At 71.3% G+C, this 26872-nt stretch carries 26 protein-coding genes; 15 read left to right on the forward strand and 11 right to left on the reverse strand.

Annotated features, from left to right (window positions below; translation table 11 throughout):
* Positions 1-379 precede the first annotated feature (379 nt).
* The 15 genes from G3576_RS13265 (at position 380) to rpsO (ending at position 14838) form a co-directional block, all read left to right on the forward strand.
* Complete coding sequence (locus tag G3576_RS13265; protein ID WP_164694949.1) at positions 380-1204, forward strand: HesA/MoeB/ThiF family protein; 825 nt, start codon at positions 380-382, stop codon at positions 1202-1204.
* Positions 1201-1575 carry a DsrE/DsrF/DrsH-like family protein gene (locus G3576_RS13270; protein ID WP_164694866.1) on the forward strand — a complete coding sequence of 125 codons (375 nt, stop codon included), beginning with the start codon at positions 1201-1203 and terminating at the stop codon, positions 1573-1575. Before G3576_RS13265 ends, G3576_RS13270 begins: the two co-directional genes overlap by 4 nt.
* Before the next feature lie 58 nt (positions 1576-1633).
* Positions 1634-2407, forward strand: a complete 774-nt coding sequence (gene dapB, locus G3576_RS13275; protein ID WP_164694867.1) for a 4-hydroxy-tetrahydrodipicolinate reductase — start codon at positions 1634-1636, stop codon at positions 2405-2407.
* Positions 2407-3027, forward strand: a complete 621-nt coding sequence (locus tag G3576_RS13280) for a DUF7002 family protein (RefSeq protein ID WP_164694868.1) — start codon at positions 2407-2409, stop codon at positions 3025-3027. The genes dapB and G3576_RS13280 overlap by 1 nt, the downstream gene beginning before the upstream one ends.
* A 143-nt stretch (positions 3028-3170) precedes the next feature.
* Complete coding sequence (gene metK, locus G3576_RS13285) at positions 3171-4358, forward strand: methionine adenosyltransferase (RefSeq protein WP_164694869.1); 1188 nt, start codon at positions 3171-3173, stop codon at positions 4356-4358.
* A 71-nt stretch (positions 4359-4429) separates the two neighbouring features.
* Positions 4430-5143, forward strand: a complete 714-nt coding sequence (trmB, locus tag G3576_RS13290; RefSeq protein WP_164694870.1) for a tRNA (guanine(46)-N(7))-methyltransferase TrmB — start codon at positions 4430-4432, stop codon at positions 5141-5143.
* 82 nt (positions 5144-5225) lie between these two features.
* Positions 5226-5711 carry a hypothetical protein gene (locus G3576_RS13295; protein ID WP_164694871.1) on the forward strand — a complete coding sequence of 162 codons (486 nt, stop codon included), beginning with the start codon at positions 5226-5228 and terminating at the stop codon, positions 5709-5711.
* Between the two features lie 176 nt (positions 5712-5887).
* Positions 5888-6661: an imm11 family protein gene (locus G3576_RS13300; RefSeq protein WP_164694872.1), complete on the forward strand. Its 774-nt coding sequence runs from the start codon at positions 5888-5890 to the stop codon at positions 6659-6661.
* A 217-nt stretch (positions 6662-6878) separates the two neighbouring features.
* Positions 6879-7466: a ribosome maturation factor RimP gene (gene rimP / locus G3576_RS13305; RefSeq protein ID WP_164694873.1), complete on the forward strand. Its 588-nt coding sequence runs from the start codon at positions 6879-6881 to the stop codon at positions 7464-7466.
* A 10-nt stretch (positions 7467-7476) separates the two neighbouring features.
* The gene (gene nusA / locus G3576_RS13310) at positions 7477-9120 is read left to right on the forward strand and encodes a transcription termination factor NusA (RefSeq protein WP_164694950.1); all 1644 of its coding nucleotides are present in this window, start codon (positions 7477-7479) and stop codon (positions 9118-9120) included.
* Positions 9089-9865 (forward strand): RNA-binding protein, encoded by a 777-nt coding sequence (locus tag G3576_RS13315; protein ID WP_164694874.1) that lies wholly within the window; start codon positions 9089-9091, stop codon positions 9863-9865. The genes nusA and G3576_RS13315 overlap by 32 nt, the downstream gene beginning before the upstream one ends.
* 123 nt (positions 9866-9988) lie before the next feature.
* Positions 9989-12976: a translation initiation factor IF-2 gene (infB, locus tag G3576_RS13320; protein WP_164694875.1), complete on the forward strand. Its 2988-nt coding sequence runs from the start codon at positions 9989-9991 to the stop codon at positions 12974-12976.
* An 86-nt stretch (positions 12977-13062) separates the two neighbouring features.
* Positions 13063-13551 (forward strand): 30S ribosome-binding factor RbfA, encoded by a 489-nt coding sequence (gene rbfA / locus G3576_RS13325; protein WP_164694876.1) that lies wholly within the window; start codon positions 13063-13065, stop codon positions 13549-13551.
* Positions 13548-14543 carry a tRNA pseudouridine(55) synthase TruB gene (truB, locus tag G3576_RS13330; RefSeq protein ID WP_164694877.1) on the forward strand — a complete coding sequence of 332 codons (996 nt, stop codon included), beginning with the start codon at positions 13548-13550 and terminating at the stop codon, positions 14541-14543. The genes rbfA and truB overlap by 4 nt, the downstream gene beginning before the upstream one ends.
* A 22-nt stretch (positions 14544-14565) precedes the next feature.
* Positions 14566-14838 carry a 30S ribosomal protein S15 gene (gene rpsO / locus G3576_RS13335; protein WP_164694951.1) on the forward strand — a complete coding sequence of 91 codons (273 nt, stop codon included), beginning with the start codon at positions 14566-14568 and terminating at the stop codon, positions 14836-14838.
* A 165-nt stretch (positions 14839-15003) separates the two neighbouring features.
* Here rpsO and G3576_RS13340 read toward each other — a convergent pair whose 3' ends face one another.
* The 11 genes from G3576_RS13340 to G3576_RS13390 all read right to left on the reverse strand — a co-directional run bounded on the left by G3576_RS13340 (position 15004) and on the right by G3576_RS13390 (position 26863).
* A complete protein-coding gene (locus tag G3576_RS13340) occupies positions 15004-15198 on the reverse strand; it encodes a CsbD family protein (protein WP_164694878.1) in 195 nt (64 codons plus the stop codon).
* A gap of 84 nt (positions 15199-15282) precedes the next feature.
* The gene (locus G3576_RS13345) at positions 15283-16629 is read right to left on the reverse strand and encodes an aspartate aminotransferase family protein (protein WP_207622803.1); all 1347 of its coding nucleotides are present in this window, start codon (positions 16627-16629) and stop codon (positions 15283-15285) included.
* Between the two features lie 32 nt (positions 16630-16661).
* Positions 16662-17738, reverse strand: coding sequence for a hypothetical protein (locus G3576_RS13350; protein WP_164694880.1), 1077 nt, complete (start codon positions 17736-17738; stop codon positions 16662-16664).
* 26 nt (positions 17739-17764) lie between these two features.
* On the reverse strand, positions 17765-18145 hold the full coding sequence (locus G3576_RS13355) for a RidA family protein (RefSeq protein WP_164694881.1): 381 nt from the start codon (positions 18143-18145) through the stop codon (positions 17765-17767).
* Complete coding sequence (locus tag G3576_RS13360) at positions 18142-19272, reverse strand: hypothetical protein (RefSeq protein WP_164694882.1); 1131 nt, start codon at positions 19270-19272, stop codon at positions 18142-18144. Before G3576_RS13360 ends, G3576_RS13355 begins: the two co-directional genes overlap by 4 nt.
* The gene (locus tag G3576_RS13365) at positions 19269-20519 is read right to left on the reverse strand and encodes a NupC/NupG family nucleoside CNT transporter (RefSeq protein WP_164694883.1); all 1251 of its coding nucleotides are present in this window, start codon (positions 20517-20519) and stop codon (positions 19269-19271) included. The genes G3576_RS13360 and G3576_RS13365 overlap by 4 nt, the downstream gene beginning before the upstream one ends.
* Entirely contained in the window at positions 20516-21544 is a 1029-nt protein-coding gene (locus G3576_RS13370) for a DNA recombination protein RmuC (RefSeq protein ID WP_328729074.1), read from the reverse strand. The genes G3576_RS13365 and G3576_RS13370 overlap by 4 nt, the downstream gene beginning before the upstream one ends.
* Positions 21545-21584: 40 nt before the next feature.
* Entirely contained in the window at positions 21585-22193 is a 609-nt protein-coding gene (locus G3576_RS13375; protein WP_164694884.1) for a carbonic anhydrase, read from the reverse strand.
* A gap of 63 nt (positions 22194-22256) precedes the next feature.
* A complete protein-coding gene (gene purH, locus G3576_RS13380) occupies positions 22257-23831 on the reverse strand; it encodes a bifunctional phosphoribosylaminoimidazolecarboxamide formyltransferase/IMP cyclohydrolase (protein ID WP_164694885.1) in 1575 nt (524 codons plus the stop codon).
* Positions 23832-23863: 32 nt separating this feature from the next.
* Positions 23864-24979 (reverse strand): glycosyltransferase family 4 protein, encoded by a 1116-nt coding sequence (locus G3576_RS13385; protein ID WP_164694886.1) that lies wholly within the window; start codon positions 24977-24979, stop codon positions 23864-23866.
* Between the two features lie 213 nt (positions 24980-25192).
* Positions 25193-26863, reverse strand: a complete 1671-nt coding sequence (locus tag G3576_RS13390; RefSeq protein WP_164694887.1) for a heparinase II/III family protein — start codon at positions 26861-26863, stop codon at positions 25193-25195.
* Between the last annotated feature and the right edge of the window lie 9 nt (positions 26864-26872).

Consider the following 26872-nt stretch of genomic DNA (forward strand, 5'->3'; position numbering starts at 1 on the left):
ACCTGCGGTCCCAGCCGCGCCGGCGGGGCCGGGGCGCGCAACCCCCGCGGGCCCTGTTGGCGCGCGGCGGGGGAGCCCGTCCGAGGGGGCGGGGCCGGGGGCATAACCCGCGCGGCGCAGCGCGCCAACCCCGGCAGGGGTTTTCGAGCTTTCACGAAAATGATGGCGCAACGGAATATGTTCGCGGTATGTTCGACAGATCAGGCGCCCGGACTCCGCGCGCCCTGGATCGCCCATCCCGCCCAACCACCCCGTGAAAACGGTGCTAAACGTGCATAAGAGGGTAAATCGGCTTTAGATTTATGTGACCTGAAGGCCACAGCCCGCCCACGCAGGCCCCAGCTTGCAGCCGGCCCCGACCCGCGCCCATATCACCCGCATGGACCTCGACTTCACGGATGCGGAGCTCCGCCGCTACTCCCGGCACATATTGCTGGAGGAAGTGGGCGCCATCGGCCAGTCGCGGCTGCGATCGGCCCGCGTGCTGCTGGTCGGCGCCGGGGGGCTCGGCTCGCCGCTCGCCCTCTACCTGGCCGCGGCGGGCGTCGGCACGCTCGGCATCATCGATGATGACCGGCTGGAACTGTCCAACCTCCAGCGCCAGGTCGCCCATGTCACCGCCCGCATCGGCCGCAACAAGGCGGACAGCGCGGCGGAGACGATCGGCGCCCTGAACCCCGAGGTGAAGGTGGAGGTCCATGCCAGGCGGCTGGATGCCGCCTGGGCGTGGGAGAACGTGCCGAAATACGACCTCGTCTGCGACGGCACCGACAATTTCGCCACCCGCTTCCTGCTGGGCGATGCCTGCCACCTGCTCGGCCGGCCGCTGGTCTCGGCAGCCGTGCTGCGGTTCGAGGGCCAGCTCTCCGTCTTCAAGTCGCATCTCGGGCATCCGCATCCCTGCCACCGCTGCCTGCATCCGGAACCGCCGCCGGAAGGGCTCGTGCCGACCTGTTCGGAGGCGGGCGTGCTCGGCGCTGTCACCGGCGTCATGGGCACGCTGCAGGCGACGGAGGCGCTGAAGCTCATCCTCGGCATCGGGGAGGATCTGTCCGGCCGCCTGCTGCTCTGGGATGCGCTGGATGCGCGCTTCCGCGCCGTGAAGCTGAAGCGCGACCCCGCCTGCGCCCTGTGCGGGGAGGCGGCGACGATCCACGACCTCTCGGCCCATGCCGAGACCACCGCCCCGGCCTGCGCGATTTGACCCAGCCCCTCGGCATCCTGCTGCGGCACGGCGACCATGAGGCCGCGCATTACGCCCTGGTGCTGGCCACCGGCGCCGCGGCGGTCGGGCGCGACGTCACCCTCTTCGCCACCAATGGTGGCTGCCGCCTGTTCCTGGCGACCGCGCCCCTGGTGGAGGAGGCGCGGGAGGCCCTGCTGGAATCCCGTGGCGTCGCCGGCATCGCCCCCCTGATGGAGGCCGCCCGCGAGCTCGGCATCCGCCTCATCGCCTGCGAGGCCGGGCTCAAGGCCGAAGGATTGGCCGCTGCCTCCCTCGCCCCGGGGGTGGAGGTGGCGGGGGTCATCACCTTCCTGGCGGCCATCGGCGCGGGGCAGGTCATCAGCCTGTAAACCTTGACCCCTCCCCCGGCGCGGGCGAAGCCTGTGCGATCGGGAAACGGGGGTTCGCATGGTCCGCATCGGCATCTGTGGCATCGCCGGCCGCATGGGGCGGCTGCTGGCGGAGGAAGCGGTGCAGGCCGGCGCGACGCTCGCCGGGGGCATCGACCGTCCGGGCGCCGACCCCGCCGGCCTGCCCGCCCCCCTGCTGCCGGATGCGAGCGCGCTGTTCGCCGCCAGCGACGTGGTGATCGACTTCACCCACGCCTCCGCCGCCGCCGGCCACGCCGCCGCCGCCGCCGCCGCGGGCCGCGCCTATGTGCTGGGCACCACCGGCCTGACCTTGGAGGAGGAGGCCGCCGTCACCGCCGCCGCCGGGCGCGCGCCGATCTGCTACGCCGCCAACTACTCCACCGGCGTGAATCTGGTGCTCGCCATCGCGGAACGCATGGGCGCCACCCTGCCGCCCGAGCAATACGACGCCGAGATCCTGGAGATGCATCACCGCCAGAAGGTGGATGCCCCGTCGGGCACCGCCATCGCCATGGGCCGCGCCGTCGCCAAGGGGCGGGGGAAGACCCTGGAGGAGGTCGGGATCGAGTCCGGCCGGGATGGCCATACCGGCGCCCGCAAGACCGGCCCGATCGGCTTCGCCGCGCTGCGCGGAGGCCAGGTGGTGGGGGAGCACACCCTTCTCTTTGCCAGCGGGACGGAGCAGATCGCCCTCACCCATCGCAGCTTCGACCGGCGTTCCTACGCGACGGGCGCGATCCGCGCGGCGCTCTGGCTGCAGGACAAGCCCGCCGGCCTCTATTCCATGATGGATGTGCTCGGCATGCGCTGATGCCGGGCAATTGGGACGCTGCGGCGCTGGTGGCCGAGACCGGCGGCGTGGCCTGGCACCTGACAAGCCGCGCCGCCCTGCCGATGCTCCGCCGCCACGGCCTGCTCAGCGCCCAGGCCCTGGTCGCGCTGTTCGAGGTGGCGGAACCGGCGGCCACCGAATTGCTGGAAGCCAATCGCGACCGCTTCGTTGCCCTGCACCACCCGCGCCATGGCACAGTCGAATTGCGGCGGCAGCAGATGTGGGACAGCAAGCTGGTCCCGGCACTGGAAGGCAGTGGCAGCACGGCCGCGCAATGGCGTCGTCATATCAACGGCCATGTCTTCTTCTGGCTCGACCCCACGCGGCTGGAAGGCCTTCGCAACGCGGATCCGGCCCGCCCGCAGGTGGCGCTGCGGATTGACTTGCGGCGCCTGCTGGATCGCCACGGCGCGGCTGCACGGCTGACCCCCATCAACACCGGCGCCGTCCGTCATCCCCGCCACCGGCGAAGCCTGGCGGATTGGCACCCCATCGGCGCCTACGCCGATCCGCGCGGCAGGCCGCCGGTGGAACTCGCCATCCCGGGCGCGGTGCCTGACCTTCAAGGGCTGCTGCTCGACCCCTGGCCACAACCCTGACGCGATCGAAACCCCTCGCGGCTGCCCAACTGCCTTGACCCCGCCATCTTGCACTGCGATACGCGCCCGTCCCGGATCCGCCGGGCCAATCTTGCCAGGCCGGGGCAATCCGGCTCTCCCGCGACAAGAGGCCGAACCAAGCCATGCGCGATAAGGGCGAATATCTCTTCACGTCTGAAAGCGTTTCCGAAGGCCACCCCGACAAGGTGGCGGACCGCATCTCGGACACCGTGCTCGACGCCTACCTCTCGGCCGATCCCTATTCCCGCGTGGCCTGCGAGACGCTCTGCACCACCAACCGCGTGGTGCTGGCCGGCGAGACCCGCGGCCCCGGCAGCGTGACGCCGGAGCTGCTGATCCACCTGGCCCGCATGGCGATCCATGACATCGGCTATGAGCAGGACGGCTTCCACTGGAAGAACGCCCAGATCGAGTGCCACCTGCATGCCCAGTCCGCGCATATCGCGCAGGGCGTCGACGCCGCCGGCAACAAGGACGAAGGCGCCGGCGACCAGGGCATCATGTTCGGCTATGCCTGCCGCGAGACGCCGGAGCTGATGCCCGCGCCGCTCTACTACGCGCACCTGATCCTGCGCCGCGTGAGCGAGCTGCGCCGCGCCGGCGACGTCTCCGTCAAGGGCCTGCTGCCGGACGCCAAGTCCCAGGTCACGCTGCGCTACGTCGATGGCAAGCCGGTGGGCGCCACCTCCATCGTCGTCTCCACGCAGCATGAGGAGCAGCTGGACCAGGCCGAGATCAAGCGCATCCTGCGCCCGATCGTGGAGTCCAGCCTGCCGAAGGGCTGGATGTGCCCGGACAACGAGTTCTACGTGAACCCGACCGGCACCTTCGTCATCGGCGGGCCGGACGGCGACTGCGGCCTGACGGGCCGCAAGATCATCGTGGACACCTATGGCGGCGCGGCGCCCCATGGCGGCGGCGCCTTCTCGGGCAAGGACCCGACCAAGGTCGACCGTTCCGCCGCCTATGCCGCGCGCTACGTGGCGAAGAACGTCGTGGCCTCCGGCCTCGCGGATCGCTGCACCATCCAGGTCTCCTACGCCATCGGCGTCTCCAAGCCGCTCTCGGTCTATTTCGACCTTCACGGCACGGGCAAGGACGTGGATGAGGCGAAGCTGGCCAAGGTGATCGACGGCATGGTGAACCTCTCCCCGCGCGGGATCCGGGAGCACCTGCACCTGAACCGCCCGATCTACGTGCCGACCTCCGCCTATGGCCATTTCGGCCGCACGCCGGATGCGGAGAAGGGCACCTTCACCTGGGAGAAGACGGACCTCGCCGACGAGATCCGCCGCGCCTTCGGCCGCTGATTCCAGGCCTTGCTTGACTTGGGGGCGGTGGGCGCAGGCCCGCCGCCCCCTTTTTCGTTCAGGAACCACCGATGACCGCCGACCGTCCGCCGCTTGCCGAGGGCGTGCCCGACCGCCTCTATGGCCGCCGCCGCGGCCACCCGCTGCGGCCGCGCCAGCAGCGCCTGCTGGACGTGACCCTGCCGCGGCTGCGCCTCTCCCCCGACCAGGCGCGGGACCCGCTCTCGGCCTTCGGCATGCCGGGCGCGAAGCTCTGGCTGGAAGTGGGCTTCGGCGGCGGCGAGCACGCGCTGGAACAGGTCGCGGCGCATCCGGAGGTCGCCTACATCGCCTCCGAGGTGTTCGAGAACGGCCTCTGCTCCCTGCTGACGCGCCTGGTGGCGGAGGGGGAGGAGGGCACGGGCGCGCTGCCCGCCAATCTCCGCCTCTGGCCGACCGATGCCCGGCACCTGGTGCAGGCGCTGCCGGAGGGCTGCCTCGACCGGCTGATGCTGATGTTCCCGGACCCCTGGCCGAAGTCCCGCCACGCCAAGCGCCGCTTCGTGCATCCGGAACTGCTGACCCTCGTCGCCCGCGCGCTGCGGCCGGGCGGCGAATGGCGTATCGCCAGCGACGACCCGACCTACCAGGCCTGGGTGGAGGAGGTTTTCGCCGGCACCAGCCTCTTCACCCAGGCCGAGCGCCATGCGGCAGAGCGCCCCGCCGGCTGGCCGGGGACGCGGTACGAGGCCAAGGCAAGGCGGGAAGGCCGGCAGCCGATCTGGTGGATTTTCCGCAAGGTCTGATCGCGCGTCCCGCGCCAGATCGCGATTGTGTGATTGTATAATTCACGCTATCGTGAGGCCCTCGCCATTCGGGGCCCCTGCCATGTTGCCGCCGCCCGCCAATGATCTTCGCCCGCGCCGCCTGCGCCGCCCGGAGGATTTCGCCGGTGAGCGCGGCGGTTATGCCCCCTGGTGCGGCCCGACCGCCGTCGCGACCGCCGCGGGCCTCGACTATGCCAGCGCCTGCGACCTGCTGGCCCGGGTGGCGCCGGATCGCTACCCGCCGGGGCGGGAGGTGGTGACGGCCTGGTGGCGCGACCTGGTCGGCGCGCTGGACCTCGCCGGCGTGACTGCCGAGCCCCATCCGGTCGAGGGCCGCAAGACGCTCACCCGCGCGGTGCGGGAGGGCCTGCCCGAGGGCTGGTGGCTGGCCCGCGTCACCGGGCATTTCTGCCTGGTGGAAGTCGCCCGCGGCGGCGCGAGGGTCTTCGACAACCGCCTGCATGGGGAGAAGCTCTCCCCCCGCGCCCATGGCCGCCGCCGCGTGACGCATCTGGCCCGGGTGCCGACGCCGCCCGGCGCGGAGTAGCGCGCGCCCGCCCGCCGATGGTTCCGATACGGCATCGGATGTCGTAGGGAGTCGTCAGCAGACAGGGGCGGAGGGTGCATGTCTCGGCTGATGGCGATGGTGATCCTGGCCGACAGGGCCGCCCGCATCCCAGCGCTCCAATGGGCGGTCGAGGCTGCCACGCCGGGGAACGCCACATGAGCATCGCCAAAGACGCCTATGAGGAATTGTGCCGCGCCCGTGACGCCCTCGATGCCGGGCCCGATGAGGGGGAGGAGCGCGGCGAATTGTTCCGCCGGTACCTCAAGACCCGGATCACGCAGTACAATCGCGCAGAGAGCGTGCGTCCGGTCATTGATCCGGTCCCAGCGATGAACCGCCGTTTCTTCGTCATGCAGCGAAGGGTGACGTCGCAGGTCGTATTCGCACCGGGCGAGGCCTCCCCAGCTTACGACGCCGGGGATGGCAGAGGGTGGGAGCCCATGCGGTCCCGCCCGGCCCCCCGCTTGATGTTGGGCCCCGGGCTCTCCTTTCGTCGCATGACCACGGTGCTCGATTGCCCGTGCTATTACGGCACCCACATCCTGCCCCGCTCGCTGCTGGACATCTGGCTGCGCTTCGATGCCGCAGCCCTGGACGTCCTGCCCATTCATCTCGAAGGCCGCCGCAAGCAACCGGCACCGCAGGACTATTTCTACGTCGACATCATCCGCCGCCTCCCGGCCTTTGACCTGGATGCCATGGGTGTCTTCCTGTTCCGTCAGCCGAAGCCGTATGCCAACAGCGTCGAAATCTTCCCCACACCCCGCGCCTTCGCACTCCGGGACGATCTGCCGGTTGACGGCGTGCATTTGTTCCGCGACGCGAACTGGCGAGAGACCTACTTCGTCTCCACGCAGCTTCACCAAGCCTGCCTTGACGCAGGCTTCACCGACCTTCCGCTCGCAGCGCCGGAAGCGCCAGAGCGGTGATGGCCCGTGACAAATCGGACACTGGCCCACCTCGGCCGCGTCATCGGCCGGATGCGCTGATGGCCCGCTGCACGCCCAGCTTGCAGCCGCCACGGCCCAGGTCTATATGACATCCGAGAGATCGCTTTCCGACGAGACCGGGAGGTGGCCCCGAAACGGGCCGCCTTTTTTGTTGGCCGCTTCCTGTGGCCCCGGGCGCGTCGGCCTGGAACGCGCAATGGACGAAGACCTTCCGCATCATGAGGGCCTGGAGGCCCGCATCGCCACGGCGATCCTGCCGACGCTGGGTCAGCTCGGCTACGAACTCGTGCGGGTGCAGGTCAGCGGCAAGGAACGGCCGGTGGTGCAGATCATGGCCGACCGGGCCGACCAGGCACCCTTCACCGTCGATGACTGCGAGACCATCAGCCATTCCGTCGGCGCCGTGCTGGACGTGGAAGACCCGATCAAGGGCGAATGGATGCTGGAGGTGTCCTCCGCCGGCATCGACCGCCCGCTGACCCGCGCCAAGGACTGGAACCGCTTCGCCGGCCACCTGGCGACCGTCGAGCTGGTCGTGCCGCAGGATGGCCGCAAGCGCTTCCGCGGCCTGGCGCTGGGTGCGGATGCGGAGACGGCGCGGCTGCGGCTGGAGGATGGCACGCAGCTCGACCTGCCGCGCGGCAATATCCGCCGCGCCAAGCTGGTGCTGACCGATGAGTTGATTGCGGCGACCACCGTGCCGGCCGAGGATGCCGAGCCGGAGGCCGTCGAGGAAAAGGCCGAAGGGGCGCCCCCCCGCGGCCGCAAACCCAAGAGGAACTGACGCCATGGCGATGGATGTCGCGATCGCGCGCCCGGAACTCCTGCAGGTGGCCGATGCGGTCGCGCGGGAGAAGATGATCGAGCGGGACGAGGTGCTCGAGGCGATGGAGCAGGCCATCCAGAAGGCCGGCCGCGCCAAATACGGGCATGAGAAGGACATCCGCGCCACCATCGACCGCAAGAGCGGGGAGGTCCGCCTCTCCCGCTGGACGGAGGTGGTGGAAGCCGAGCCCGTGGAGAACGAGGCGACGCAGCTCTCCTTCCGCATCGCCCAGAAGATCAAGCCCGGCATCCAGATCGGCGAATTCATCGTCGATCCGCTGCCGCCGATCGATTTCGGCCGCATCGCCGCCCAGACCGCCAAGCAGGTCATCGTGCAGCGCGTCCGTGAGGTCGAGCGCAGCAAGCAGTACCACGAGTACAAGGACCGCGTCGGCGAGATCATCAACGGCGTCGTCAAGCGGACCGAATACGGGAACCTGATGGTCGATCTCGGCCGCGCGGAGGCCCTGCTGCGCCGCGACGAGACCATCCCGCGCGAAGCCTTCCGCAACGGCGACCGCGTGCGCGCCTACATCTACGACGTGCGGGAGGAACCGCGCGGCCCGCAGATCTTCCTCAGCCGCACCCATCCGGGTTTCCTCGCGAAGCTTTTCGCGCAGGAAGTGCCGGAAATCTATGACGGCATCATCGAGATCAAGGCGGTGGCGCGCGACCCCGGTTCCCGCGCCAAGATGGCCGTGATCTCCCGCGACAGCTCCATCGACCCCGTCGGCGCCTGCGTCGGCATGCGCGGATCGCGCGTGCAGGCGGTGGTGCAGGAACTGCAGGGCGAGAAGATCGACATCATCCCCTGGTCGCAGGACCAGGCGACCTTCATCGTCAACGCCCTCGCCCCCGCCGAGGTCACCAAGGTGGTGCTGGACGACGATGCGCGGCGCGTGGAAGTCGTGGTGCCGGACGACCAGCTCAGCCTGGCCATCGGCCGCCGCGGCCAGAACGTCCGCCTGGCCTCCCAGCTGACGCGCTATGACGTGGACATCCTGACGGAGGCCGAGGAATCCGAGCGCCGGCAGGAGGATTTCCGCAAGCGCTCCGGCCTCTTCGTCGAGGGCCTGGACGTCGATGACGTCATCGCCGGCCTGCTGGTGACCGAGGGCTTCGGCTCCATCGAGGACATCATCAACGTCGATGACGAGGAACTCGCGGGGATCGAAGGCTTCGACGAGAATGTCGCGGCCGAGTTGAAGCGCCGCGCGCAGGCCTTCCTCGACAAGCGCGACCTTGAACTGGACGAGAAGCGTCGCGAGATGGGGGTGGAGGACGCGGTCGCCGAGGTCGGCGGCTTCTCCCCCGCCATGCTGGTGGCGCTGGGCGAGAAGGGCGTGAAGTCGCTCGACGACCTGGCCGACCTGGCAGGCGACGAGCTGATCGAGATCCTGGGCACGGATGCGGTGGACGAGGATACGGCCAATGCCGTGATCCTGGCCGCCCGCCAGTCCGCTGGCTGGTTCGGCGACGAGGATGTGGTCGGCGCCATGGCGGCGCAGGCGGAAGCCGAGGGGGCTGACGCCGAGGCGGATGCCGAAGGCGCCGAGGAAGGTGCCGAAGAAGGCGCCGCGGATGAGGAGCAGGGCGACGAGCGCAACGCCTGACACGACGCCGCAGCCGATCGAGGACGCGGCGCCGGCTCGGCTGATCGAGGATCAGCCCGCCCTGGCGGCGACCGAACCCGGCGAGGACGGGGCGGATGACGCGGAGGAGCCCGAGAAGGGCCCGCTGCGCCGCTGCCTCGTGACGCGGGAGCGGTTGCCGAAGGAAGCGATGCTGCGCTTCGTGCTGTCGCCGGACCGGCTTGTCGTCTGCGACCTCGCGGGACGGCTGCCGGGCCGGGGAATGTGGTTGAGCGCGAAGGCCGATGTGATAGAACGGGCCGCGACCCGTGGGGCCTTCGCCAAGGCCGCGCGTGGTTCGGTGCACGTGCCCCCCGACCTTCGCGCGCGGATCGAGGACGGCCTTCGGGGGCGCGTCCGCGACCTCATCGGCTTCGCCCGTCGCGCCGGGCAGGCCGTCAGCGGCTGGCAGGCGGCGCGGGAGATGTTGCAGGCCGGCAATGCCGGCCTGGTGGTCCAGGCTTCCGATGGCAGCCTGGCGGAACGTGAGAGGCTCGTCGGCTTGCGGCGGGTCGCCTCGGTGGCGCCGCTGAACGCGGCGGAGCTGGGGGCGCTGTTCGGGCGGGACCGGGCGGTGCATGTTGTGATTGCGCCAGGGAAGCTGGCGGACGGGATCGCGGCGGAAGCCGCACGGCTCGTGGGCGTTGCCGCCGCGGGGCCAAGACAGGGGGACGCGCCGGGCGCGCCGCCCGAGGCAACACCCCCCCCGGCCAAGGCCGGGGACTGAATACCGCGTCCCGGGTTGCCGGGGCGGGGACCGACTTCACCCGCGCTTGCGCGGACTGCACAGGGTGCCGCGTTCAACACGCGGCGAGACATGACGGACGAGAGATCGGGTTCGGATCGGCGGATGAGCGACCAGAACGACCAGGATGCGGCAAAGGGCCGGCTTTCCCTACGGCCCGGCGGCCGCCTGGAGCTGGGCAAGACGGTGGACGCTGGCAGCGTGCGCCAGTCCTTCAGCCATGGCCGCAGCAAGGTGGTGCAGGTGGAGGTGCTGAAGAAGCGCGCCCCCACCGCACCCGTGGCCCCGGCCAAGCCGGGTGCGACGCCAGCGGCGGCCGCGCCGGCCGGCGCCCAGCCCGGCGGGCCTCGCCCCGCCGTGGGCGGGCCGCCGCGCACCGGCAATGCCACGCCGGCGGGCAAGCCGCCCGCCGCGGCCGGCCGCCCGCTGACGCAGGCGGAAGTCGCCATGCGCCAGCGCGTGCTGGAGGAGCAGCGCCGCGTCGAGGCGCAGCGCCAGCGGGAGGAGCGGGAGCGCCAGGCGCTCCAGCTGCGCTCCGCCGCCGAGGAAGCGGCCCGCCGCGCCGAGGAGGAGCGTCGCCGCGCCGAGGATGAGGAGCGCCTGGCCGCCGAGGAGGCGCGCCGCGCCGCCGAGGAAGCGCGCCGTGCGCCGCCGCCCGCCCCGGTCGAGGAAAGCGCGCCCGTGGCCGCCGCCCCGCAGGCGCCGGCCCCGGCACCGGCCCAGCCCGTGGCTCCCCCCCGCCCGCAGGCCCCGCCCGCGCCGATGGCGCGCCGGCCGGAGCCCTCCGGCCCCGCGCCCCGCCGCGATGGCCCGCCGCCCCGCCAGGGTGATGGCCCGTCCCGCGACGGCGGCCCGCGCCCGGGTTTCGGCGCTCGCCCCGGCTATGGCGACCGCGCCGGTGGCCCGCCGCGCCCGATGGCGCCGCCGCTGCGCACCGGCCGCCCCGGCCCGGTGCCGACCTCCATCGGCCCGCGCCGCCCGGCCGGCCCGCCCGGCGCCCCGCCGAACGTGCCGCCCAACGTGCCGCCGCCGGATGCGCCCGCCGCCAAGCTGACGCTGAAGGCGCGCTCGCCGCGGGAGGATGACGAGGAATCGCGCCCCGTCCGCCGCCCCGGCATGGTCGGCCCGCCCGGCGCCAAGAAGCCCGTCGCGCCGCCGCCGAAGAAGACCCTCGCACCGTCCGACCGGCGCCGCGAAGGCCGCATCGACGTCAATGCGGCGATCGAGGGCGAGGATGAGCGCACGCGCTCCATCGCCTCCGTCCGCCGCGCCCGTGAGCGTGAGCGGCGGCAGCAGGAACTGGCGCGCCTGCGCTCCGGCGCCGAGCGCGTGGTCCGCGACGTGGTGGTGCCGGAAACCATCACCGTGCAGGAACTGGCGAACCGCATGGCCGCGCGTGGCGGCGAGGTGGTGAAGGCCCTGTTCCGCATGGGCGTGATGGCGACGCTGACGCAGTCCATCGACGCCGACACGGCGGAGCTGATCGTCCAGGAATTCGGCCACCGCGTGAAGCGCGTGGCGGAAGGCGATGTCGAGATCGGCATCGAGGGCGACGAGGACACGGATGTCGACCTGGAGCCGCGCGCGCCGGTCGTCACCATCATGGGCCATGTCGACCACGGCAAGACCAGCCTGCTGGACGCGCTGCGCCGCGCCGATGTGGCGGCGCACGAGGCCGGCGGCATCACCCAGCATATCGGCGCCTACCAGGTGACGATCCCGACCGGCGAGAAGGTGACCTTCATCGACACGCCGGGCCACGCGGCCTTCACCGCCATGCGCGCCCGCGGCGCCAGCGTGACCGACATGGTCGTGCTGGTCGTGGCGGCGGATGACGGCGTGATGCCGCAGACGATCGAGGCGATCAGCCACGCCAAGGCGGCCGACGTGCCGATCATCGTGGCCATCAACAAGATCGACAAGCCGGGCGTGCGCCCCGAGCGCGTGAAGCAGGAACTGCTGCAGCACGAGATCGTGGTGGAAAGCCTGGGCGGCGAGACGCAGGAGATCGAGGTCTCCGCCACGCAGAAGCTCAACCTCGACAAGCTGCTCGAGGCCATCACGCTGCAGGCGGAAATCCTGGACCTGCGCGCCAATCCGGACCGCGCGGCCGAAGGCACCGTGATCGAAAGCCGCCTCGACCGCGGCCGCGGTCCGGTGGCGACCGTGCTGGTCCAGAAGGGTACGCTGAAGACGGGCGACATCGTCGTGGCCGGCGCCGAATGGGGCCGGGTGCGCGCGATGCTGGACGACAAGGCACGCCAGGTGAAGGAAGCCGGCCCATCCCTGCCGGTCGAGATCCTGGGCCTCTCGGGCGTCCCCACCGCCGGCGAGAACTTCGTCGCGGTGAAGGACGAGACGCAGGCGCGCGAGATCTCCGAATTCCGCACGCGCAAGCTGCGGGAGAAGCAGGTGGCGGCGATCAGCGCCGGCCGCGGCAGCCTGACCGACATGCTGGCGCGCATCCAGGCGGGGCAGCAGAAGGAAGTGGCCGTCGTCTGCAAGGCGGACGTGCAGGGCAGCGCGGAAGCCATCGGCGTCACCCTCGGCAAGCTCGGCAACGACGAGGTGCGGGTCCGTGTCCTGCACAGCGCCGTCGGCCAGATCACCGAGAGCGACATCCAGCTCGCCAAGGCTTCCAACGCCGTCATCGTCGCCTTCAACGTCCGCGCCACCACCCAGGCGCGGGAGATGGCGCAGCGCGACGGCGTCGAGATCCGCTACTACTCCATCATCTACGAGGTGGCGGACGACATCGAGGAGCTGGTGCGCGGCAAGCTGGCGCCGGTGCAGCGGGAGAAGTTCCTGGGCTACGCCCAGATCCTGCAGGTCTTCGAGGTCAAGCGCATCGGCAACGTGGCGGGCTGCCGCGTAACCGAAGGCGTGGTCAAGCGCGGCTGCGGCGTCCGCCTGCTGCGCGACGGCACTGTCATCCACCAGGGCGAGCTCAGCACGCTGCGCCGCTTCAAGGATGACGTGAAGGAAGTGACCAACGGCTACGAATGCGGCATGTCCTTCGTGAACTACAACGACATCCGCGTCGGCGACCAGATCGAGTGCTACGAGACCGAGACGGTCGCCGGCACGCTCTGACGCCCTAACGGCTCGGCAGCAGGGGGCGCGGCGGAGACGCCGCGCCCCCTTTGCGTTGGCCGAGACTTCTTGAAGGAATGACCAGCATGGCCCGCCGATCCGGGAATGCACCGCCCACCGAGGCGCGGCGCGAGAGCCGCCCCTCCCCCCGCCGCGAGGGCCCGCAGGGCCCCTCCCAGCGCCAGCTCCGCGTGGCGGAGGAGGTGCGCCACGCGCTCGCCGCCGTCTTCGCGCGGGAGGAATTCCGCGACCCGGACCTGCACGGGCTGCATGTGACGGTGACGGAGGTCCGCGCCTCCCCCGACCTCAAGCACATGACGGCCTTCGTCAGCGGGCTCGGCAAGGATTTGACGCCGGCGCAGTTCGCCGGCCTCAGGCGCGTCTCGCCCTTCCTCCGCACCCAGGTCAGCCGCGCGGTGCGGCTGAAATTCGCCCCCGACCTGCATTTCCAGCCGGACACCGCGCTCGACTACGCCATGCACATCAGCAAGGTCATGCAGCGGCCGGAGGTGCAGCAGGATCTGCAGCCGAAGCCCGCCACGACCCCCGAACGCCAGGACGACGACGCAACGTGAGCCCGCCCAACCGCCACCGCCCCAACAGGAAGCCCAAGGGCAGGCCGCTCGATGGCTGGCTGATCGTGGACAAGCCGTCGGGCATCGGCTCCACGGATGTCGTCAACAAGGTGAAGCGCGCCTTCCAGGCGCAGAAGGCGGGCCATGGCGGCACGCTCGATCCGCTGGCCACCGGCCTGCTGCCGGTCGCCTTCGGCGCCGCGACCAAGACCGTCCCCTATGTGATGGACGGCACCAAGAGCTACCACTTCACCCTGAAGTTCGGGGAGGCGCGGGACACCGACGACGCCGATGGCAAGGTGACCGCCACCAGCGACGTCCGCCCCACGGATGCCGAGATCGAGGCCGTGCTGCCGCGCTTCCGCGGCGACATCATGCAGGTTCCGCCCGCCTATTCCGCCATCAAGATCGGCGGCGAGCGCGCCTATGACCTGGCTCGCGAGGGTCAGCTGGTGGAGATCGCGCCGCGCCCCGCGCGGATCGACCGCTTCGACCTGATCGCGCGGCCGGACATCGACACCGCCATCTTCCATGTCGAGAGCGGCAAAGGCGTCTATATGCGCTCCCTCGCGCGCGACGTGGCGCAGGCCGTGGGCTCGGTCGGCCATATCACAGCCCTGCGCCGGCTGCGGGTCGGACCCTTCCGGGAAGCGCATGCGATTTCCCTGGACAGCCTGCTCGGAACCGGCGATACGCCGTCCCCTTCCCCGGACCTCCTTCTTCCCGTGACGACCGCGCTGGCCGACATCCCGGCACTGGCCGTCAATGGAGAGGAGGCCACCCGCCTCATGCAGGGCCAGGCGATCAGCCTGGTGGACCTGATGGGCAGGATTCCCCGCGAGGCGGACCCCGAAGGGGGCCTGCTGCGCGCGATGGCGGGGGAGCGTCTCCTCGGCCTGTGCCGGCTGGAAGGCGGTTGGATGCAGCCCGAGCGGCTGATCCAGCTCGGCCATCCCGACGGCCCTTGGATCCAGGTCAGGGACGAAGCTTAACCCACACCTGGAAGGATCGATGATGTCGACCATGACGGCAGAGGCCCGCGCGGCCCTGATCAAGGAATACGCCACCAAGCCGGGCGACACCGGCAGCCCGGAGGTCCAGGTCGCCCTGATCTCCGCGCGCGTCGCCATGCTGACGGAACACCTGAAGGCCCACCCGAAGGACTTCCACAGCCGGCGCGGCCTGCTGGTGCTGGTCGGCCAGCGCCGTGGCCTGCTGGACTATGTGAAGCGGAAGGATGTGAAGCGCTACGAGAGCCTGATCGGGCGCCTCGGCCTGCGCCGCTGAGTCGTGCCGTAAGGCGCGCGAACAGCAATTTCCGCCGCGAGGCGGGCATGAGAAAGGCCCGGGGAGGAAACTCCCCGGGCCTTTTTCGTGGAAAGGAAACGGGGAAGGCGCTGCCTTCCCCGGGCCCCATCCGCCAGGCCCGAGACGGGCCTGGACCGTCATCGGTCAGACGCGGTCCTTGCCGTCAACGGCATCGCGCGCCGCATCCTTGGCGCCGCCCACGGCGCTCTGCGCCTTGCCCTTCGCCTTGTCGGCCATGCCCTCGGCCTGCAGCTTCGCGTCGCCGGTCAGCTCACCGACGCCCTGCTTGATGCTGCCCTTCACCTGGTTGCCGGCACCGGCGATACGATCCTTGTCCATGGTCGCGTTCTCCTCTTGCCCGACCACGATGGCCGGTTCGGGGGCAAAAACGCGCGTTGAAGCGGGCGGTTCCGGCGTTACAAATCAACCACCAGGAGGCAAGCTGGCGATGGCGGCATCAACCGCATCGCCGAAGCGCGCAACGATCGCCTCGATATCCGCCGCCGTCGCGATGTAGGGCGGCGAGAGGATGACATGGTCGCCCCGCTTGCCGTCGATCGTGCCGGCCATGGGGTAGCAGGCGAGGCCCCTCTCATAGGCCTCCCGCTTGATGCGCTCGTTCAGCTTGAGCGCGGGGTCGAAGACCGCCTTGCTGGCGCGGTCGGCGACGAACTCCGCGCACCAGAACAGCCCGCGGCCGCGGATGTCGCCGACATGGCGATGGTTGCCGAGCCGCTCCGTCAGCCGCTGTTCTAGCAGCGCGCCCATGGCGCGGACGTTGTCGAGCAGCCCCTCCTCCCGGATCACCTGCTGCACGGCCAGCGCGGCGGCGCTGGCGATGGGATGCGCCTGGTAGGTGTGGCCATGCATGAAGCCGCCGGAGCCATCCCGCAGCGCCTCGATGATGCGCCCGCCGATCATGATGCCGCCGATCGGCTGGTAGCCCCCGCCGAGACCCTTGGCGACGACCTGGATGTCAGGGGGCACGCCCTCCTGCTCCCACGCATGCATGGTGCCGGTGCGGCCCATGCCTGACATCACCTCGTCCAATATGAGCAGCGCGCCGTGGCGGTCGCAGATGGCACGGACGGCCTGGAAATAGCCGGGCAGCGCCGCGACGCAGCCGAGCGTGGCGCCCACCACCGGCTCCGCGATGAAGGCGGCGACGGTATCGGGGCCGAGCGTCTGGAACTCCGCCTCCAGCTCCGCCGCCAGGCGCGCGACATACTGCGCATCGCTCTCATCGTCGCGCCGGTCGCGATAGGCGTAGCAGGGCGAGACGTGGTGGAAGGCGTCCGACAGGATCGGCTGGTAGATCGCGCGCCGCATCATGTTCCCCCCGGCCGCCAGCGCGCCGAGGGTGTTGCCGTGGTAGCTCTGCCGCCGCGCGATGAACTTTCTTCGGTTCGGCTGGCCGATCTCGACGAAATACTGGCGCGCCAGCTTCAGCGCGGCCTCGACGCCTTCGGAGCCTGACGAGCACAGGTACAAATGGGTCAGGCCGCCCGGCTCGCCTTCCAGCACCAGGTCCGCCAGCTGCTCCGCGGGCTCGCAGGAATAGAGGGCGGTGTGCGCGTAGCTCAGGCGGTCCATCTGCGCTCGCATCGCCTCCAGCACGCGGGGATGACCATGGCCGAGGCACGCGACGGCGGCGCCGCCGGAGCCGTCGATGACGGCGCGGCCGTTGGAATCGTGGATGAACATCCCCTGCCCCGTCAGGGCCAGCGGCGGATCGACGCGCAGATTGCGCTGGAGGAGGCGGGAACGCATGGCGGCATGTGACGCCGCGCAGCCGCCAGGCGTCAAGCCGACCGGGCTTGCGACTCCCATACCACGAAGAACGCCGCCTGCGCGGCCTGGGGATCACGGAGGCCCGTCAGGCCCAGGCGGACGGGCCGGCCATTCTCGACATCCACGTCCCACAGATGCTCGAGGATCAGACCACCCCCTGGATAGGCACCACGAAGGCTCACGCTGGCGATGGCGCCGATCGGCCAGGCCCAGAAGACGCCCACAAGCGGTGCGCGGCTGGGGGCCAGGACGCGGCGGTCAGTGATGGCGTAGGCGCCCCGCCGCGCCCGCAGCCACACCATGAAGGGGGTCAGCAGGAGAAAGGCAGCAAAGACCAGGGCGGAAGGGTCGGCCGTCCCGCCACCGCGGAGTTCCGCCAGCAGCGGCGCGGCCATGAGCAGGCCGAGGAGCGATACGGGCGCGCTCGACCACAGCAGCGCGCCACCGATCGGCCGGGCTGCCCAGATCACGCGCTCCCCAGGCTGGAGCCTGTCCTGCAGCGGCGCGACGGCCGAGGGATCGGGTGACACCGCCGGACCACCTGGCTGCAACGACCGCGGCGCGGCGCGCAGCGCCTCGATCGCGTCGCGCGCGGCGGCGGCGGCCTCGAAAATGCAGGATATCTCCGCCAGCGGGTGGGCACCTCGGTCGCCGTCATCCGAGGGAAGGCGACGCAGCAGGCGCAGCGTTGCGAGAGGGCGATCGTCAGAGTGCACGGCAATGCTGGCGATGCGGTCCGCCGGCACTGTCGTGACGCCACCCAGCCAGGACCAGCGATGAACCTGGATCACGCGCTGGTCGGTCACGGCCGTCAGGGGCCAGCGCGCCGCCAGCAACGCGATGGGGAACAGGGACATCAAGCCGATGCCGAACAGCAGGGGCAGCAGCGTGACCAGAAGCTGCGCGAGCGGATCCTGGACCGGGACGTCATTGATGGTGACGCCACCATGACGGCCAGTGACGATCCTGGTGACCATGACACAGGTAATGAAGGCGCCAAAGGCGACGATGACCCAGCCGATCACGCCGATGCCACCACCACCGGCGGGAGCCCCGTGCCATCGCACCGTCTCGCCGGGCAGCAGCACGCGGCGGAGTTCCTCCGGCAGCGGCGTCACGCACCGGCCAGGGCGATGCAGGAGAAGGCGACGCGCGCCTCGGTCGGCACGCCGAAGCGGGCGGTGTGACGCGCGGGCAGGCCGTTCGGGAAGTGCTTCACATATTCCGCGTTGAGCGCGGCGTAGTCGGCGGGGTCGGTGATCAGCATTGTCACCTGCACCACGCGGTCGAGGCTGGACCCGGCCTCCGCCAGGATGCGCGCCACCTCGGCCAGCGCGTTCCGCACCTCCTCCGCCGGCGTCGCGCCGCGATGCACCCCGCGGGCGGGGTCATGCGGCGCGGAATGGCCGGAGACGAAGACCAGGCCGCCGGCGCGCGTGGCGCGGCTGAAGGGGCGCGGGCTGCCGGGTTCGGGCTGTTCGATAAAGGAGATCATGCCAGGGCATCCTGGCGCGATCGCGCGGCCTCGTCACGCCTTGGTCCGTCGAGCGCCACGAACAGCGCGGCCTCGGCCGCCGCGGCATCGGGCAGGGCGCGCAGCACCAGCCTGGCGGGATGGCCATCATGATCCGGCCGCCGCCCGTCGCGCAGCGCCAGGCTGCCGCTGCGCCCCTTTGGCGGGCTTCGATGGATGCTCTCGATCGCCGCCAGCGGCCACGCCACCTCGCCCGTCCGACGCTTCCGCCGCTGCTGGATGATGACGCGCTCCGTCGTGATAGCGAAGACGAGGCGAGCCGCGTCACGCCAGGCCAGGACGGGCCCGGCGGCCACGACGGCGGCGAGGATGAGCATGAAGGGATCGAAAACCGACCCCGTGAGGAAGGCGACGACGAAGGGCGCGAGGAACAGCGCCATCACAAGGGCAGGCACCAGCGCACCCAGCGCATAGCGCGCCCGGTCGGGCTCCGCCGCCCAGACAAGCCGCTCGCCAGGCCGCAGGCTCCAGTGCAGGGACGCAGCCAGGCCCTCTGGCCGGACGATGGCGGCAGGCCGGTGGCCGATGAGCGCGCGAGGCGCCGCGACCAGCCCATTGATGGCGGCCTGCGCGCCGATGTCGTCGCGGATCTCGGAGAACTCCACCAGCCATTCAACCGCCCTGTCCCGCTTCTGCCGCGGCTTCGCGCGCAGGATCAGCAGGCGGCCGATGGCATCGGCGCTCGGCTTGTCCGGCCGCTCCGTGCCCCAGATGCTCCGGGGCGGAAAGCTCTGCACGCTCGGCGGAAGGCCGATGCCAGCCAGCACCAGAACGCGGCGATCGGTGACGGCGTAGATGGTGCTGAGCCGCCGCAGTACCCTGTACGGAAAGAACAGGGTCGTCGCCGTCGCGACGGCCATGAACAGCAGCCGCATCGTCCACCGCGTCGCCGGATCATGGACGGGCACGTCGTTCATCGTCATCGCGGCGGTGCCACCCGACCTGGCGATGAGCAGCAGCAGCAGAAGGCCGAACAGCGACACGAAAACAGTCCAGCCGATCCCCGCGATCGGATGGGGACGGCCGTGCCACAGGACCTCCTCCCCCGCCAGCAGCGCCTGGCGGAGCGCGGCCGGTGGCTCCGTCACGGCGCCACCAGCATCCCCACCACGGCCCCCGTCATGCAACAGGCGATGAAGGCCGCGACCAGCGATGGCAGCCCCAGCCGCACGATATCCGCCCGGCGTTCCGGCACCATCGCCGTCATGCCCCCCAGCATGATGCCGACGGAGCCGAAGCTGGTGAAGCCGCACAGCGCATAGGTCAGGATCAGGCGCGACCGCGCATCCAGCCCCTGCCCGCCACTCGTCGCGAGCTGGAGATAGGAGACGAATTCGTTCACGACGACCTTGATGCCGAGCGACTGCGCGACGGTCGGGACGTGGTCCAGCGGCACGCCCATGGCGAAGGCGACGGGCCAGAACAGCCAGCCGGCGATCACCTGCAGGGTCAGGCCCGTGATGGGCTCCACCACCATGTTCACCAGCGCCACCAGCGCCACGAAGACGATCAGCATGGCCATGATGCCGAACAGCAATTGCAGCCCGTCCATCGTGCCGCGGACCACCGCCTCCATCGCGCTGTCATAGAGGCGGGGCGCGTCGGCGGCCTCGGCCTCGTCCGGCACCTCCCCCGGCCTTGGCGGGATCATCAGCAGGGCGGCCACGATGGATGCCGGCGCGGCCACCAGGGACGCCACCAGCAACTGCCCCGCCGCATCCGGCACCACGGGCGCGATCATCAGCGCATAGACCACCAGCATGTTGCCGCTGATGGTGGCGAGCCCCGCCGTCATCACCACGAACATCTCGCTGGTCGTCAGCCGTGCCAGCCAGGGGCGGATCAGCAGCGGCGCCTCCACCATGCCGACGAAGACATTGGCGGCGACGGAAAAGCCGGTGGCGCCACCGATGCCGAGGGTGCGCGTCAGCACCCGCGCCATCCCCGCCACCACCACCGGCAGGATGCGCCAGTGGTAGAAGAGGGCGGAGAGCGCGCCGACCACCAGCACCAGCGGCAGGCCCTGGAAGAACAGGATGAAGCCGGCGCCGGGGAAGGGTTCTGCGAAGGGCAGCGGCCCGCCGCCGAGATAGCCGAAGACGAGCGAGGTGCCCTGCCGTGTCGCGGCCGCCAGCGCATCGACGACGCGGCCGAGCAGCGCGAAGGCCTCGCGCAGCGGCGGGATGTGCAGCAGCGCCGCCGCCAGCACGATCTGCAGCGCGAGGCCCGCCAGGATCACCCGCCACGGCACGCCGCGCCGGCACCCGCCCAGCACCCAGGCGAGCAGCGCGAGCGCCAGCAGCCCGACGCCTGATTGGATCTGCAAGGCACTCATTCCGCGGCCTTTCGGGGAATCTCGTCGGGGATGTCGAGGGCGCGGATCGCGTCGCCGCGGCGGGCGATCTTCTCCGCCGTCACCTCGATATCGCGCATGTCCTGCGCCATGGCGGCGTAGTGGCCGCGCAGCGCGCCGACGCGGCGTTCAAGGCGCGAAGTCTCCTCCGCCAGTGCCTCCACCTGCTGGCGGATGCGCCGCGCCTCGTCCTGCAGCCGCGCGTCGCGCAGCAGGCCGCGCATGGTGTTGAGCACGGCCCAGAAGGAGGAGGGACCCACGATGTGCACGCCGCGCCGCGCGGCGTCCGCGAAGAGGTCGCCGTGGTTCGCGAGAAGCGCCGCGTGGATCGCTTCGGACGGCAGGAACATCAGCGCGCCCTCCGCCGTCTCCCCGGGGATCAGGTATTTGCGCGCGATATCGTCCACGTGCCGGCGGATGTCGGCGGCGAAGCGCCGGGCAGCGAGGTTGCGCGCCGCGGCGTCCGGCGCCTCCTGCATCGCGGCCCAGGCTTCCAGCGGGAACTTGCTGTCCACCGCGATCGGGCCCGGCGGGAAGGGCAGGCGGATCAGGCAGTCGCAGCGCGTGCCGTTGGACAGGGTGTGCTGCCAGGCGAAGCCCGAGGGCGGCAGCCGGTCCTGCACCAGTTCCCGCAGCTGCACCTCGCCCAGTGCCCCGCGCGCCTGCTTGTTGCCGAGCACGGCGGCGAGCGAGGTGACCTGCCCGCCCAGCGCCTCGATGTTCTGCCGCGCACTGTCGATGACGGAGAGCCGCTGCTGGATGGCACTCGCGGTCGCCTGGGTGCGTTCGGCGGCGACGTCGAGCCGCTGGCCGAGCGCCCTCTCCTGCTCCCGCAGCCTTTCATCGGTGCGGGCGGCCAGGCGTTCCTGCGCGGCGGTGATGGCATCGAGGGTCGCGGCAATGCGGTCCATGCGCTCCGCCGCGCGGCCGCGCAGCGCCAGCATCAGCAGCAGCGCCGCGAGCGCGGCGACGCCGGCGATCAGCGCGATGGGCAGCCAGTCCGGCACGGGATCCCCTCGATTCGGGCGTGCCAGTCTCGCATGCCGGTCACGCCGGCAGGAATCGTCCTTCGCGGTCCATCAGCACCAGCCGGCCGGTGGCGACGCCGAAATGCGCGCCGTGCAGCGCCAAGCGCCCGCCTGCCACCGCCTCCGCCACCCAGGGGAAGGTCATGAGGTTGGCGATGGAGATGCGCACGGCCTCATGCTCGCAGGCCTCCTGCGCAGCCTCCGGCGTGTCGCAGGACAGGCCCGCGAGGCGCGCCCGGGCGGCGATGTTGATCCAGCCCGCGATGAAGTCCCCGGCTTCCGGCGGCACGCCTTCCCGCAGCGCGCGGATGCCGCCGCAAAGCGCATGGCCCATCACCACCAGGTCCCGCACCTGCAGCACGCGCACCGCGAATTCCACCGCGGCACTGGTGCCGTGGAAGGCGGCGTCCGGCATGTAGGGCGGCACGAGGTTGGCCACGTTGCGGACGATGAACAACTCCCCGGGCCCGGCCGAGAAGATCATCTGCGGGTCCACGCGGCTGTCGGAGCAGGCGATGATCATGGTGCGCGGGCGCTGGCCCTGCGCGGCCAACTCCTCGAACCGCGCGCGCTGCTGGGGCCAGGTATCCTCCCGGAACCGGTGGTAGCCATCGAGGAGGCGCTGCATCCCGCAATCCCTGCTGCTGATCCCCCCGGTTGGGAATCCCCGTCGCATGACGGGGACGGGTGATCAATGCCGGAAGTGGCGCATCCCCGTGAACACCATCGCGAGCCCGGCCTTGTCGGCGGCCGCGATCACCTCGGCATCCCGCATGGACCCGCCGGGCTGGATGACGGCGGTCGCCCCTGCCGCCGCCGCCGTCTCCAGCCCATCCGCGAAGGGGAAGAAGGCGTCGGAGGCGACGACGGAGCCCTGCGCCAGCGGCGCATCGAGCCCCGCCGCCTTGGCCGCCGCTTCCGACTTCCACGCCGCAATGCGGGAGCTCTCCACGCGGTTCATCTGCCCCGCGCCGATGCCGACCGTCGCCAGGTCCTTGGCATAGACGATGGCGTTCGACTTCACATGCTTGCAGACGCGGAAGGCGAAGAGCAGATCGCGCAGCTCCTGCGCGCTCGGCGCGCGCTGCGTGACGACGCGCAGCCCCGCCTCCGTCACGCGGCCATTGTCGCGGGACTGCGCGAGGAAGCCGCCGGCCACGGACTTGATGAGCCGCCCGGGCGCGGCCGGATCGGGCATCGCGCCCGTCAGCAGCAGGCGAAGGTTCTTCTTGCGGGCGAAGACGGCCTTCGCGGCGTCATCGGCATCCGGCGCCACGACGACTTCCGTGAAGATGGCGGCGATCTTCTCGGCGGCCGCGGCGTCCAGCGCGCGGTTGGCGGCGACGATGCCGCCGAAGGCGGAGACGGGGTCGCAGAGCAGCGCGCGGTCCCAGGCCTCCGCCAGCGTCGCCGCCGTGGCCACGCCGCAGGGATTGGCGTGCTTGACGATGACGATGCTGGGCTCGTCGAATTCGGCGACGCATTCGAAGGCGGCGTCGGTGTCGTTCAGGTTGTTGTAGGACAGCTCCTTGCCCTGCACCTGCTTCGCCGTCGCCAAGCCCGGGCGATCCGTGCCATCGGTGTAGAAGGCCGCCTGCTGGTGCGGATTCTCGCCATAGCGGAGCCCTTGGCGTAGGACGCCGGCGACCGCCAGGCGCTGCGGGAAGACCTCCCTGTTCTCGCCCGCGAACCAGGTGCTGATCGCCGTGTCATAGGCGGCCGTGCGGGCATAGGCGGCCTGGGCGAGGCGCCGGCGCAGCGCCAGCGTCGTGCCGCCCTCCTCCAATTCCACCCGCACCTCCGCGAGCTGGTCAGGTTCGGTGATCACCACCACGGACGCGAAGTTTTTCGCGGCGCTGCGGATCATCGCGGGGCCGCCGATGTCGATGTTCTCGATGCAATCCTCGAACGCGGCGCCCTTCGCGACTGTCGCCTCGAAGGGGTAGAGGTTCACCGCCACCAGGTCGATGGGGGCGATGCCGTGCTGTTCCATCTGCGCGAGGTGATCCGCCAAGTCCCGCCGGCCGAGCAGCCCGCCATGCACCTGCGGCACCAGCGTCTTCACGCGCCCGTCCAGGATCTCCGGGAAGCCGGTGTGCTCCGACACGTCCTTCACCGGGATGCCCGCCGCGCGGATGGCGCTGGCGGTGCCGCCGGTGGAGAGGATCTCGGCGCCCTGGGCGACGAGGAAGCGGGCGAACTCCACGATGCCCGTCTTGTCGGAGACGGAGAGGAGCGCGCGGCGGACGGGGAGGGTCTGGCTCATGCGGCGCGGCATAGACCCCTCCCCCCGCGCCATCAACCGCGTTGCGTGCCTTCCAGCAATGCAATGGTGCGGGACACGACCTTGGCCTCGTCGAAGAGGTCGAGCGCGCGGGCCCGCCCGGCTTCGCCCATCGAGGCGCGCAGCGCGGGATCGGCGGCGAGGCGCGCCAGCGCCTCGGCCAGCGGCGCCACCGTCGCGGGCGGCACCAGCAGGCCGGTCTGCCCCTCCACCACCTGTTCCCGCGGGCCGCGGATGTCGGTCGCGACGACAGGCAGGCCGGTCAGCATCGCCTCGATGATGGACATGGGCAGGCCCTCGAAGTGGGAGGGCAGGCAGAAGACATCGGCGGCCGCCATCAGCGCCGGGATGTCGTGGCGGTAGCCGAGGCGCCTCAGCCGCGGGCCCAGGACGTCCGCCGCGCGGGCGAAATGCGGCTCGAGGTCCTCCCCGTGGTCGGAGGGCAGGCGTTCGCCGACGATCCAGAGCGTGCAGCCCGGCGGCGCCGCTTCCAGCAATTCGGGGATGCCCTTGTGGCGGACGAGGCGGGAGACGGCGATGACGACGCAGTCCTCGGGCCCCGCGCCGAGTTCGGCCCGCAGCCGCGCGCGCGCTTCGGCGTCCGGGTGGAAGCGGGCGGGATCGCGCCCGTTCAGCACGGCGGTGGCGCGTGGATGGATGCCGAGCCGCCGCGCATCCTCCGCCTCCTCCGCGCTCACGGTGAGGAAGGTGTCGGTGATGCGGCCGGCGGCGCGTTCCAGGTTGAGCGCGAGGGCACCGCGCCACCACGGCCCCGGCTGGTTGAAGAGGAAGCCGTGGCAGGTATAGGCGATGCGGGGCACGCCGGTGATGCGCGCCGCCGTACGGGCCAGCAGGCCGCTGATCGGCATATGGGCATGCACCAGGTCCGGCTTCTCCGCCCGCATCAGCGCGACCAGCGCGGAGAGTGCGCGCGCCTGCGCCACCGGGTTCAGGCTGCGGGCCATGGGGACGGGCGCGATGCGGAAACCCTCGGCGCGGGGCAGGTCAAGCAGCGGACCCTCGGCGCAGACGCCGACCACCTCGTGCCCCCGCTCCCGCAGGCCGCGCATCAGCGGCAGCAGGAAGTGCCGCAGCGAGAAATCGACGTTGGTGACTTCAAGGATTTTCATCGGCCAACAGCCTGTGGCACGGCTCCCTCCCCCGCGCTTGCGGGGGTAGGGGTCGGTGGAACCCCGGCAAGACCCTAAAGGCCCTGGTGACCGAGGGATTGCGTAGCTCGGCAGGATTGGCGCTACCCCCACCCCGACCAGCCCTTGGCGTTGCGGCAGTGCCGCAACCCCCCGCAAGCGCGGGGGAGGGAGAAGCGGGCGCCCCGCATGTCCCTACTCCTCCTCCGCCTCCGCCCCGCCCGGCTGGCCCATGCTGACCCGCACGATCGCCCATTGCAGGCTGTTCGCGCCGGGCTCGGCATAGAGCGCCACCTGCTGGCTGCGGCGCGGCTCCGCGGCCAGGTAGATGCTCTCCTCGATCGCCACGCGGGCGCCCTTCACCCGCAGCCGCCAGCCCACACCCGATGGCAGGCGCAGCAGCACGCCCTGCTCATCCTGCTGCAGGCTCGCCACCACCGCGGGGTGCAGGTGGAAGCGCACCGCGAAGCCGGGGACGGAGACGTCGCGCTCCGCCTCCAGCACATCCTCGCCGCGCAGATCGTCGCCGGATTCCGAGAGGTACAGGCGCCGGCGGTGGCGCAGGCCGAATTGCCGGACCCAGCCATCATGGCTCGCTTCCAGCCATTGCGCGCCATTGGCCTCCTGCCGGTCGGCCTCCACCTGCTCCACGCGGCGGCCGAGGCCCTCGGGCTTCAGCTCGCTGGAGTTGGTGTCGGCGAGAACCAGGGTGGAATGGGCAGCGGTGGCGCGCAGCGCGTCGCGCCATTCGCCCTCGGCCGCCGGGGCGGCGCCGCAATTGACGATCAGGCGGTCGCGGCCCACCGACATCTCGAAGGCCAGCGTCCCGGCATGGGCGTGGCGATCGGCGCCGCGCGGCAGCCCGCCCGGTGCGGCATCCCGCCGCGCGGCCGGCGGCGCGCCGCAATCCACGATCACCAGCGTGCGGCTGGCGGTCAGGCGCTGGAAGCCCGTCTCCGGCAGGTGGCTCGGCGCGCGGCCGCGGGACTGGCCCTGGGTCAGCACCAGATCGATGATCGCCGCCTGCTCCTCCCGCGTCCCGTTGAAGGAAGCGAGGCCGCCATCGGCGTGGCGCAACAGCCGCAGCGCCGGCGCGGCGCGATCCAGCGTGCCGGCGAGTTGCGGTGGCGCCTCGATCCCCGCGCCATGCAGCAGGTTGCGGATCTCGATCAGGTCCTGCAGCGCCTGGAGCTGCGCGCCCGGGCTGCGCTCCACATGGCCGCCATCCGGGTTGAACTGGCGTTCCAGCTCCTGCGGCAGGAAGCGGACGCAGCGGGCGAGCCAGGTCTCCTCCTCCAGCGCCACCGCCGCCGCCATGCCGCCCTTCAGCGCCACCAGCGCGCCGCGATGCGCGGCCTCCGCCGGCAGGCCGGCGACGACGCCGCGCGCATCCTGCGCCAGCCGCTGCATCAGCTGCTTGCGGAACCCGTCCTCCGCCGTGGCCGCCAGGAAGTCCCAATGCCCGAGCCAGGCGGAGATGCGCGCACCAGCGACTTCCGGCGCCTCCGCCAGCGCCTCATGGCTGGCGAGTGCCAGCCAGTCGGCCGTCAGCGCGCGGCCGCGCAGCCGGGCGGCATCGGTGCCGAGCGCCCGCAAATCCCGCAGCCAGGCAAAGCCATGCGCCGCGGCGCGCCAGGTCGGCGATCCGCCGCCGCCGCCCCAGTCGCCGGGGCCGCCCTCGGCTTCCTGCGGGCGGAGGGGACGGACCGTGCCCATCACCTCGAACTCGCCCCGCAGCAGCCGCGCCCCGCGGGCGGCGTCGCCCGGCCAGAGGTCGCGGAAGGACCGCGCCGGGCCATCCGGCACCTTGATCGGTTTCAGATTCGCCAGGATGCGGCGCGCGCCGCGAAGGACCCCCCCGATCATGGCGTCTCC

Origin of the sequence: Falsiroseomonas algicola (assembly GCF_011040385.1) — a bacterium.
GTDB lineage: Bacteria > Pseudomonadota > Alphaproteobacteria > Acetobacterales > Acetobacteraceae > Falsiroseomonas > Falsiroseomonas algicola.

Bases quoted from the DNA above. Each gene is read 5' to 3' on its own strand.
- G3576_RS13385 (WP_164694886.1), bottom strand. From the start codon at position 24,979: ATGAAAATCCTTGAAGTCACCAACGTCGATTTCTCGCTGCGGCACTTC.
- rpsO (WP_164694951.1), top strand. From the start codon at position 14,566: ATGTCGACCATGACGGCAGAGGCCCGCGCGGCCCTGATCAAGGAATAC.
- dapB (WP_164694867.1), top strand. From the start codon at position 1,634: ATGGTCCGCATCGGCATCTGTGGCATCGCCGGCCGCATGGGGCGGCTG.
- purH (WP_164694885.1), bottom strand. From the start codon at position 23,831: ATGAGCCAGACCCTCCCCGTCCGCCGCGCGCTCCTCTCCGTCTCCGAC.
- G3576_RS13345 (WP_207622803.1), bottom strand. From the start codon at position 16,629: ATGCGTTCCCGCCTCCTCCAGCGCAATCTGCGCGTCGATCCGCCGCTG.
- G3576_RS13340 (WP_164694878.1), bottom strand. From the start codon at position 15,198: ATGGACAAGGATCGTATCGCCGGTGCCGGCAACCAGGTGAAGGGCAGC.
- nusA (WP_164694950.1), top strand. From the start codon at position 7,477: ATGGATGTCGCGATCGCGCGCCCGGAACTCCTGCAGGTGGCCGATGCG.
- G3576_RS13355 (WP_164694881.1), bottom strand. From the start codon at position 18,145: ATGATCTCCTTTATCGAACAGCCCGAACCCGGCAGCCCGCGCCCCTTC.
- G3576_RS13365 (WP_164694883.1), bottom strand. From the start codon at position 20,519: ATGAGTGCCTTGCAGATCCAATCAGGCGTCGGGCTGCTGGCGCTCGCG.
- metK (WP_164694869.1), top strand. From the start codon at position 3,171: ATGCGCGATAAGGGCGAATATCTCTTCACGTCTGAAAGCGTTTCCGAA.
- G3576_RS13315 (WP_164694874.1), top strand. From the start codon at position 9,089: ATGAGGAGCAGGGCGACGAGCGCAACGCCTGACACGACGCCGCAGCCG.
- G3576_RS13390 (WP_164694887.1), bottom strand. From the start codon at position 26,863: ATGATCGGGGGGGTCCTTCGCGGCGCGCGCCGCATCCTGGCGAATCTG.
- infB (WP_164694875.1), top strand. From the start codon at position 9,989: ATGAGCGACCAGAACGACCAGGATGCGGCAAAGGGCCGGCTTTCCCTA.
- rimP (WP_164694873.1), top strand. From the start codon at position 6,879: ATGGACGAAGACCTTCCGCATCATGAGGGCCTGGAGGCCCGCATCGCC.
- G3576_RS13280 (WP_164694868.1), top strand. From the start codon at position 2,407: ATGCCGGGCAATTGGGACGCTGCGGCGCTGGTGGCCGAGACCGGCGGC.
- trmB (WP_164694870.1), top strand. From the start codon at position 4,430: ATGACCGCCGACCGTCCGCCGCTTGCCGAGGGCGTGCCCGACCGCCTC.
- G3576_RS13300 (WP_164694872.1), top strand. From the start codon at position 5,888: ATGAGCATCGCCAAAGACGCCTATGAGGAATTGTGCCGCGCCCGTGAC.
- rbfA (WP_164694876.1), top strand. From the start codon at position 13,063: ATGGCCCGCCGATCCGGGAATGCACCGCCCACCGAGGCGCGGCGCGAG.
- G3576_RS13295 (WP_164694871.1), top strand. From the start codon at position 5,226: ATGTTGCCGCCGCCCGCCAATGATCTTCGCCCGCGCCGCCTGCGCCGC.
- G3576_RS13375 (WP_164694884.1), bottom strand. From the start codon at position 22,193: ATGCAGCGCCTCCTCGATGGCTACCACCGGTTCCGGGAGGATACCTGG.
- G3576_RS13265 (WP_164694949.1), top strand. From the start codon at position 380: ATGGACCTCGACTTCACGGATGCGGAGCTCCGCCGCTACTCCCGGCAC.